The organism is Actinomyces bouchesdurhonensis (assembly GCF_900128465.1).
Taxonomy (GTDB): domain Bacteria; phylum Actinomycetota; class Actinomycetes; order Actinomycetales; family Actinomycetaceae; genus Pauljensenia; species Pauljensenia bouchesdurhonensis.
Genome location: NZ_LT635863.1, coordinates 88,687 through 91,046, shown reverse-complemented (window position 1 = coordinate 91,046; position 2,360 = coordinate 88,687). Strand labels below are relative to the sequence as shown.

At 69.0% G+C, this 2,360-nt stretch carries 2 protein-coding genes and 2 pseudogenes; 2 read left to right on the top strand and 2 right to left on the bottom strand.

Going from position 1 to position 2,360, the window contains the following annotated elements:
* Positions 1-548 (top strand): annotated as a pseudogene (locus tag BQ7477_RS01505) (exonuclease SbcCD subunit D); the annotation flags it as partial.
* Here BQ7477_RS01505 and BQ7477_RS01500 read toward each other — a convergent pair.
* Together BQ7477_RS01500 and BQ7477_RS01495 are read right to left on the bottom strand one after the other, a co-directional pair.
* Positions 491-1,060: a sigma-70 family RNA polymerase sigma factor gene (locus BQ7477_RS01500; protein WP_073982549.1), complete on the bottom strand. Its 570-nt coding sequence runs from the start codon at positions 1,058-1,060 to the stop codon at positions 491-493. The pseudogene BQ7477_RS01505 and the gene BQ7477_RS01500 overlap by 58 nt on opposite strands.
* A 58-nt stretch (positions 1,061-1,118) precedes the next feature.
* A pseudogene (locus BQ7477_RS01495) lies at positions 1,119-1,748 on the bottom strand (glutamine amidotransferase-related protein); the annotation flags it as partial.
* 100 nt (positions 1,749-1,848) lie between these two features.
* Between BQ7477_RS01495 and BQ7477_RS01490 the strand changes: the two are divergent.
* A partial coding sequence (locus tag BQ7477_RS01490; RefSeq protein ID WP_200783447.1) for a metallophosphoesterase family protein occupies positions 1,849-2,360 on the top strand: 512 nt, incomplete at its 3' end.

The window sequence follows — 2,360 nt, the reverse complement described above, 5'->3', positions numbered from 1 at the left end:
GGCGGGGCTCGGGCGACGAGCGCCCGGCCATCGCGATGCCGCACGCCTTCATCACGGGCGCTCAGACCTCGGACTCCGAGCGCGACATCCAGGTCGGCGGCGTCCCCTCCGTGTCGGCGGACCTGTTCGACACGCTCGGGGGAGCCGACCCCCTGACCCACGGACTGGACTACGTGGCGGCCGGGCACCTGCACCGCCCGCAGGACATCTCGGGCGTATCCGTCCCGATCCGCTACGCGGGCTCGCCCATCGCGTATTCCTTCTCCGAGGCCGGGGCCACGAAGTCCGTCACCCTCGTGACCACGGACGCTGCCTCGGTGACCGGCATCGAGGTGGTGCCCATCCCGACGCTGCGGGGTATCGCGGTGCTCGAGGGGACCATGGATGAGCTGCTCACCGATCCCGACGAGGCCACCACGGCCTCGTACGTGTCGATCACGGTCACGAACGACGCGCGCCCCGAACGTATGGTGGCGCGCATCCGGGAGGTCTACCCGCACGCCCTGATCGTCGTGCACCGCCCCTGCCAGGCGCCCACGCTCGCGCCCGCGATGACCGNGGCCAGCGTGGAGCGCAGCTTCTTGCGGGCGCGGTTCAGTCGGCTCATGACGGTCCCCATGGGAACTCCTAGTTCTTCGGCGATTTCCTTGTAGCTCATTCCCTCGACGTCAGCCATGAGGACAACCATCCGATGTTCCTCTGAAAGCGAATCGAGGGCCTCGCGCAGCTGCGTGGAGGGCAGTGCTTCGAGTGCTTCGACTTCGGCGGATTTCAGGCCCACCTCCGCGTGGGAGGCGGCGTCGGCCAGCTGCCAATCCTCGACGGTGTCGGTGGAGGCACGCTTGGGGGATCGCTGCGCCTTGCGGTAGCTGGTGATGTAGGTGTTGGTGAGGATCCGGTAGAGCCAGGCTTTGATGTTGGTGCCGGGCTTGTATTGGTGGAACTTCTGGTAGGCCTTGAGGTAGGTCTCTTGGACCAGGTCTTCCGCGTCGGTTCGGTTGCGGGTCATGCCCAGGGCTGCGCCGAAGAGTTGGTCCATGAGGGGCATCGCTTCGTCCATGAAGTGCGCCTGGAGCGCGGCGTCGTCCGGGGCGGGTGAGGCCGGGGCGGACGAGGCCGGGGCGGAGTCGGGTGCGNTACTGGTCGATACGCACGTTAACGCCGCCCAGGTCCATCTCGGGGTGGAACTGAGTCGCCCACGCGGCCTCGCCCACGCGCACCATCTGAATCGGGGTGTCATCCCCAGCCATGAGGACATGCGTACCCGGGGCCAGCTCGCGCACCGCCTCGTGGTGGCCGACGTAGGAGTGGAAGCGGTCGGGAGTGCCCTCCAGGAGCGGGTCGTCGCGGCCCGCGTCGGTCTTCGTCAGCGCGATGCCGCTGATTTCCTCGCCGTGGTGGGTGTCGATGACGCCGCCCAGGTGCAGGGTGAGGGTGCCCAGCCCGTAGCACAGGCCCAGGAGCGGGAAGGATTCGCCCAGCGCCCGGTCGTAGAAGGAGCGCAGCCAGGCCTCGGCGCGCACTTGGCGCGCTTCCTTCAGGTGGTCGTCGGCGTTCGCGTCCCACGGGGATCCGCACACGAAGGCACCCGAGTATTCGGACAGGTCCAGGTCGGGCAGCTCCCTCTCCATGCGTACCTGTCGCACCTGGTCGGGGCTCAGTCCCGAGAAGCGAGGCAGGTCGGCGCTCTCCGCGGCCAGGACGGGGCCGTCGTCGCGGGAGGTCAGCATGAGGAAGGGCTTGGTCATGGCTCCATGCTATCGACTACCTGCGCGCATGCAGAAGGTGTCCGCCCTCCAAGCGTGTGTGACGGACGCAGATGTGGGCGCCCTCTGCCACACTGGGAGCATGTTGATTCTGCACACTTCCGACTGGCACCTGGGGCGCACGCTGCACGGCGCGTCTTTGGGCGACAGCGCGGACGCGTTCATCGAGTGGCTGGTCGCCCTGGTGCGTGAGCGGGGCGTGGATGCCGTGCTCATCTCGGGCGACGTGTTCGACCGCGCGGTTCCGCCCGTTGATGCACTCGCGCGGATGCGCCGTGCCCTGCGCGAGCTGACCGCGCTCACGACCGTCGTCCTGACGTCGGGGAACCACGACGGGGCGGCGCGCCTGGGGCTTTTCGCCGACATGCTGGCTCCTTCTCTGCACGTGGTGACGGATCCGGAGGCGATCGGCACGCCCGTCGAGGCCGGGGGCACCCTCGTCTATCCGATGCCCTACCTGGAGCCCGACCTCGTGCGCCAGGCGCTGTCGGACCTGCCTGCGCAGGGGGAATCCGGGCTGCCCGCTCCCCTGCCCCGCTCCCACCAGGCGGTCCTGGCGGCCGCCCTGCGCCGGGTGCGTCAGGACCTGTCGGC